The organism is Mycolicibacterium arseniciresistens (genome assembly GCF_030519285.1).
Lineage (GTDB): Bacteria > Actinomycetota > Actinomycetes > Mycobacteriales > Mycobacteriaceae > Mycobacterium > Mycobacterium arseniciresistens.
The window spans coordinates 1-5,430 of record NZ_JAUMSQ010000145.1; the positions used below are offsets into that span (position 1 = coordinate 1).

Below are 5,430 nucleotides of genomic sequence, written 5' to 3' on the forward strand. Positions count from 1 at the left end.
GCGGCGGCCACCGGAGCGGCCTTGGAGCCGCCCGACCGGCGGGCCCGGTTGGCCTCCGAGGTGACAGTGGTCTCCCGCACCAGCTCGATGACGGCCATCGGGGCGTTGTCGCCCTTCCGTGCCTCCACCTTGATGATCCGGGTGTAGCCACCGTTGCGGTCGGCGAAGAACGGGCCGATCTCGGCGAACAGCGAGTGCACCACGTCCTTGTCGCGGATCTTCTTCATCACCTCACGCCGGTTGTGCAGCGTGCCCTTCTTGGCATGGGTGATCAGCTTCTCCGCGTAGGGCCGCAATGCCCTCGCCTTGGGCTCGGTCGTCTTGATGCGGCCGTGCTCGAAGAGCGAGGTGGCCAGGTTGGCCAGCAGCGCCTTCTGGTGCGACGACGACCCGCCGAGGCGAGCGCCCTTCGTGGGCTTGGGCATGGCGACTATCTCCTAAATGGGGCCGGCCCCCGTATCAGGTAGGACCGGGACGGATGTTCTTAGAGCTGTTCGGTCTCGGCGAAGTCCTGGTCGGCGTCCAGGTCGTAACCTGCGTCGCTGTTCCAGGTGCCGGTCGCGGCGTCGTAACCGGCGACCTCCGAGGGATCGAACGTGGCAGGACTGTCCTTCAGCGAGAGACCCAGCTGGTGCAGCTTGATCTTCACCTCGTCGATGGACTTCTGGCCGAAGTTGCGGATGTCCAGCAGATCGGACTCCGTGCGGGCCACGAGCTCGCCCACCGTGTGCACACCCTCGCGCTTGAGGCAGTTGTAGGACCGCACCGTCAGGTCGAGGTCGTCGATCGGCAGCGCGAAGCTGGCGATGTGGTCGGCCTCGGCCGGCGACGGCCCGATCTCGATGCCCTCGGCCTCGACGTTGAGTTCCCGTGCCAGACCGAACAACTCGACGAGGGTCTTGCCGGCCGAGGCCAGCGCGTCCCGCGGGGTGATCGAGTTCTTCGACTCGACGTCGAGGATCAGCTTGTCGAAGTCGGTGCGCTGCTCGACGCGGGTCGCCTCCACCTTGTAGGTGACCTTGAGCACCGGCGAGTAGATCGAGTCGACCGGGATGCGGCCGATCTCGGCGCCCGACGCCTTGTTCTGCACGGCGGGGACGTAGCCGCGGCCGCGCTCGACGACGAGCTCGACCTCGAGCTTGCCCTTGTCGTTGAGGGTGGCGATGTGCATGTCGGGGTTGTGCACCGTGACGCCGGCGGGCGGCACGATGTCACCCGCGGCGACCTCGCCCGGACCCTGCTTGCGCAGGTACATGGTCACCGGCTCGTCCTCCTCGGACGACACGACCAGGCCCTTGAGGTTCAGGATGATGTCGGTGACGTCTTCCTTGACCCCCGGCACGGTGGTGAACTCGTGCAGCACACCGTCGATGCGGATGCTGGTGACCGCGGCGCCCGGGATGGACGACAGCAGGGTGCGCCGGAGCGAGTTGCCAAGCGTGTAGCCGAAGCCCGGCTCCAGCGGCTCGATGACGAACCGCGACCGGTTCTCGGCAACCGTCTCTTCGGACAGTGTGGGGCGCTGAGAAATCAGCATGGTGTTTCTATCTCCTTCTCGGCATCCGCTATTTGATGCCGGTCAGTGAACTGCGACGCCCGGGATCGGGCGCGCAGGGTGTTACTTCGAGTAGAACTCGACGATGAGCTGCTCGGCGAGCGGCACGTCGATCTGCGCGCGCTCCGGCAACTGGTGCACCAGGATGCGCTGACGCTCGCCGACGACCTGCAGCCACGACGGGATCGGACGGTCACCCGCGGTCTCCCGCGCGATCACGAACGGATCGGTGTTCACCGACTTGTCCTTGACGTCGATGATGTCGTACTGCGACACCCGGTAGCTCGGGATGTCGACCTTGACACCGTTGACGGTGAAGTGGCCGTGGCTGACCAGCTGACGCGCCATGCGGCGGGTCCGGGCGAGCCCGGCGCGGTACACGACGTTGTCGAGCCGGCTCTCCAGGATCTGGAGCAGGTTCTCGCCGGTCTTGCCCGCGACGCGGTTGGCCTCTTCGTAGTAACGGCGGAACTGCTTCTCCATCACGCCGTAGGTGAAGCGGGCCTTCTGCTTCTCCTGCAGCTGCTGGCGGTACTCGCTCTCCTTGATCCGCGCGCGGCCGTGCTGGCCGGGCGGGTAGGGGCGCTTCTCGAAGGACTGATCTCCACCGACCAGGTCGACGCCGAGACGGCGGGACTTGCGGGTGGCGGGTCCGGTATAACGAGCCATTGGTCAGATCCCTTCTAGACCCGGCGCCGCTTGGGCGGACGGCAACCGTTGTGCGGCTGCGGCGTGACATCGGAAATGGCACCGACCTCGAGGCCGGCGGCCTGCAGCGATCGGATGGCGGTCTCGCGGCCCGAACCCGGACCCTTGACGAACACGTCGACCTTCTTCACACCGTGCTCCTGCGCCTTGCGGGCCGCGTTCTCGGCGGCCAGCTGAGCGGCGAACGGCGTCGACTTACGCGACCCCTTGAAGCCGACGTGACCCGAGGACGCCCAGGCGATGACGTTGCCCTGGGGATCGGTGATCGACACGATGGTGTTGTTGAACGTGCTCTTGATGTGCGCGGCGCCGTGCGGGACGTTCTTCTTTTCCCGGCGGCGGGTCTTCTGGCCCTTCTTGGGACCGGCCGCGGCCTTCTTCGCAGGTGGCATCTGGGGTTACCTGGCCTTCTTCTTGCCGGCGATGGTGCGCTTGGGGCCCTTGCGGGTACGCGCGTTGGTCTTGGTCCGCTGGCCGCGCACCGGCAGGCCACGGCGGTGCCGCAGGCCCTGGTAGCAGCCGATCTCGATCTTGCGGCGGATGTCTGCCTGAACCTCGCGGCGCAGGTCGCCCTCCACCTTGATGTTGGCTTCGATGTAGTCGCGCAGCTGGGTGACCTGGTCGTCGGTCAGGTCCTTGGTGCGGTGGTCGCGGTCGATACCAGTGGCCGACAGGATCTCCTGCGACTTGGTACGGCCGATGCCGTAGATGTAAGTGAGTGCGATCTCCATGCGCTTGTCGCGTGGCAGATCGACGCCCATCAATCGGGCCATGGGTGTGCCATTCCTTCTCTTTGCGGAGGTCTTTTCCCAGCCCGTTCCCTGCTACTGCCGATGAATCGACGGTGTAGTCGGGGTCCGGCCTCCGACCGGACGTGATCGAGCGGCGTATCCGCTCGGTGGTGCTGGGAGGTCAGCATTCAGTTGTGAGGTACTGCGGCGCAGCCGCCGGGGCGGATCAGCCCTGGCGCTGCTTGTGTCGCGGATCGGAGCAGATCACCATGACCCGCCCATGCCGGCGGATCACCCTGCACTTATCGCAAATGGGCTTGACGCTCGGGTTCACCTTCACGGCTTATCGATCCTTCTTCTGTCTCGGGCTTACTTGTAGCGGTAAACGATGCGGCCCCGGGACAGGTCGTAGGGAGACAGCTCCACCACGACGCGGTCCTCGGGCAGGATGCGGATGTAGTGCTGCCGCATCTTGCCGCTGATGTGGGCGAGCACCTTGTGTCCGTTCTCCAGCTCAATGCGGAACATCGCATTGGGCAGGGGTTCGACCACGCGGCCCTCGACCTCTATGGCACCGTCTTTCTTGGCCATGAGTTCTCGGAAGTCCTCCGTGTCCTGTCTTGGTATTGGCGCCGTTCGGCGCAGCAATCGAATCGACTACAACGTGAGCCAGTAGTCGGATATTCCAAACCAGGGGCACGCAAGAGTCGGCGCGGCTGCCGCACCGTTGGTCAATACTACCCGCTCGGCCGCCCGCCCCAAAATCGTCCGACCAGCGGCGCAGCCGCACCTCGTGTGCGGTCGCCGCCGCCGACCGGCCGGTGCGACGACCAAGCGTGCGCCGTCGCGACGCGAGCGTACGTGGTTCGCCGCAATTGATGCGCGAGACGCGTCCGCGGGCACCGAGAATGGACCATGATCACCCTGTTGCCGTACCCGTCCGCCCGGAGGATCCCGTGACCGCTGTGTACCTCGCGGCGTTCGTCGTCGGGGCCGTCGCGGTGCTGTCGGCGCTGCTGTTCGCCGAGGTGGGCAGCGGCGACGGCATGCCGTTCCTCAGCCTGACCGGGCTGTCGGCGGCGGTGCTCGGCGCTGGCGCGGGCGGGCTGATCGGCGAATGGGCCGGCCTGCCCGGGTTCGGCTCCGCGCTGGTCGCCGGCGGCGCCGCCATCGTCCTCGTTGCGCTGCTGCAGGGCGTGCTGCTGCCCTACCTCCGCCGCCAGGAGGCCAACTCCCACCGCGGCCGCTCCTCCTACATCGGCCTGCTCGGCACCGTCACCCTCGAGGTGCCGCCCGAAGGCTGGGGCGAGGTGTCGTTCGTCGACGCCGACGGAAACCGGGTGCGATCCAAGGCCCGCAGCGACGAGCCGGCGGCACTGCCCAAGTCCACCCAGGTCTACATCGCCGACGTCGACGCCGACTACGTCCACGTCGTCGCCGTCCCCGATCTCGACCATCCGTCCGAAAGGTTCTGACCCATGTCCGTGCTGATGATCGTGATCGTCGCGGTGATCGCGGCGCTGCTGCTGTTCGTCGCGCTCCCGCTGATCTACGTGAAGAACTACATCAAGGTGCCGCCCAACGAGGTGGCCGTCTTCACCGGCCGCGGCACCCCGAAGGTGGTCCGCGGCGGCGCCAGATTCCGCGTGCCGGGGATCGAACGCGTCGACATCATGAGCCTCGAACCGTTCAACGTCAGCATCAACCTGCAGAACGCGCTGTCCAACAACGGCGTCCCGGTCAACGTCGAGGCGGTCGGGCTGGTCCGCATCGGCTCGTCGGAGGAGGCCGTGCAGACGGCGGTGCAGCGCTTCCTCACCTCGGACCTCAACGAGCTGCAGCGGCAGATCAACGAGATCCTGGCGGGCAGCCTGCGCGGCATCACCGCCACGATGACCGTCGAGGACCTCAACTCCAACCGCGACACCCTGGCGCGCAGCGTGGTCGACGAAGCAGGCGGCGACCTCGCCCGCATCGGCATGGAGGTCGACGTCCTCAAGATCGCCGGCATCTCCGACCGCAACGCCTACCTGGAATCCCTCGGCCAGCGCCGTATCGCCGAGGTCAAGCGCGACGCCGCCATCGGCACCGCCGAGGCAGAGCGCGACGCCCAGATTCAGTCGGCCAAGGCCCGCCAGGCCGGTTCGGTGGCCCAAGCCGAGGCCGACACCGCGATCGCGTCCGCCAATCAGAAGCGCGACGTCGAACTGGCCCGCCTGCGCGCCCAGACCGAGGCCGAGAACGCCCAGGCCGACATGGCGGGGCCGCTGGCGAACGCACGCGCCCAGAAGGACGTCGGCATCGCCACCGAGCAGGCGGAGGCCGCCCGCGTGGAGGCCCGCATCGAGGTGGAGCAACGTCGCGCCGAGCAGGCCAAGGCGGCGCTGCAGGCCGACGTCATCGCGCCGGCGGAGGCGCAGCGGGCGGCCGACATCG

Annotated in this window: 9 protein-coding genes; 2 read left to right on the plus strand and 7 right to left on the minus strand. The window is 67.3% G+C overall.

Going from position 1 to position 5,430, the window contains the following annotated elements; translation table 11 throughout:
• The 7 genes from rplQ to infA form a co-directional block, all read right to left on the minus strand.
• Positions 1–425: 50S ribosomal protein L17 (gene rplQ / locus Q2100_RS18155; RefSeq protein ID WP_302915189.1), on the minus strand; the 425-nt coding region annotated here is incomplete at its 3' end.
• 59 nt (positions 426–484) lie between these two features.
• A complete protein-coding gene (locus tag Q2100_RS18160; RefSeq protein ID WP_302915190.1) occupies positions 485–1,537 on the minus strand; it encodes a DNA-directed RNA polymerase subunit alpha in 1,053 nt (350 codons plus the stop codon).
• 81 nt (positions 1,538–1,618) lie between these two features.
• Positions 1,619–2,224 carry a 30S ribosomal protein S4 gene (gene rpsD, locus Q2100_RS18165; RefSeq protein WP_264011144.1) on the minus strand — a complete coding sequence of 202 codons (606 nt, stop codon included), beginning with the start codon at positions 2,222–2,224 and terminating at the stop codon, positions 1,619–1,621.
• A 14-nt stretch (positions 2,225–2,238) separates the two neighbouring features.
• On the minus strand, positions 2,239–2,655 hold the full coding sequence (gene rpsK, locus Q2100_RS18170; protein ID WP_264011143.1) for a 30S ribosomal protein S11: 417 nt from the start codon (positions 2,653–2,655) through the stop codon (positions 2,239–2,241).
• Between the two features lie 6 nt (positions 2,656–2,661).
• Positions 2,662–3,036: a 30S ribosomal protein S13 gene (rpsM, locus tag Q2100_RS18175; protein WP_264011142.1), complete on the minus strand. Its 375-nt coding sequence runs from the start codon at positions 3,034–3,036 to the stop codon at positions 2,662–2,664.
• 184 nt (positions 3,037–3,220) lie between these two features.
• On the minus strand, positions 3,221–3,334 hold the full coding sequence (gene rpmJ / locus Q2100_RS18180; protein WP_003879483.1) for a 50S ribosomal protein L36: 114 nt from the start codon (positions 3,332–3,334) through the stop codon (positions 3,221–3,223).
• A gap of 29 nt (positions 3,335–3,363) precedes the next feature.
• Entirely contained in the window at positions 3,364–3,585 is a 222-nt protein-coding gene (infA, locus tag Q2100_RS18185) for a translation initiation factor IF-1 (RefSeq protein WP_003418601.1), read from the minus strand.
• Positions 3,586–3,902: 317 nt separating this feature from the next.
• Between infA and Q2100_RS18190 the strand changes: the two genes are divergently transcribed.
• Together Q2100_RS18190 and Q2100_RS18195 are read left to right on the plus strand one after the other, a co-directional pair.
• The gene (locus Q2100_RS18190) at positions 3,903–4,469 is read left to right on the plus strand and encodes an NfeD family protein (RefSeq protein ID WP_407667648.1); all 567 of its coding nucleotides are present in this window, start codon (positions 3,903–3,905) and stop codon (positions 4,467–4,469) included.
• A gap of 3 nt (positions 4,470–4,472) precedes the next feature.
• A partial coding sequence (locus Q2100_RS18195) for a flotillin family protein (RefSeq protein ID WP_302915192.1) occupies positions 4,473–5,430 on the plus strand: 958 nt, incomplete at its 3' end.

Coding starts and splice junctions, on each gene's coding strand:
- Q2100_RS18190 (WP_407667648.1), top strand. CDS start 3,903: ATGGACCATGATCACCCTGTTGCCGTACCCGTCCGCCCGGAGGATCCC.
- Q2100_RS18160 (WP_302915190.1), bottom strand. CDS start 1,537: ATGCTGATTTCTCAGCGCCCCACACTGTCCGAAGAGACGGTTGCCGAG.
- rpsD (WP_264011144.1), bottom strand. CDS start 2,224: ATGGCTCGTTATACCGGACCCGCCACCCGCAAGTCCCGCCGTCTCGGC.
- infA (WP_003418601.1), bottom strand. CDS start 3,585: ATGGCCAAGAAAGACGGTGCCATAGAGGTCGAGGGCCGCGTGGTCGAA.
- rpsM (WP_264011142.1), bottom strand. CDS start 3,036: ATGGCCCGATTGATGGGCGTCGATCTGCCACGCGACAAGCGCATGGAG.
- rpsK (WP_264011143.1), bottom strand. CDS start 2,655: ATGCCACCTGCGAAGAAGGCCGCGGCCGGTCCCAAGAAGGGCCAGAAG.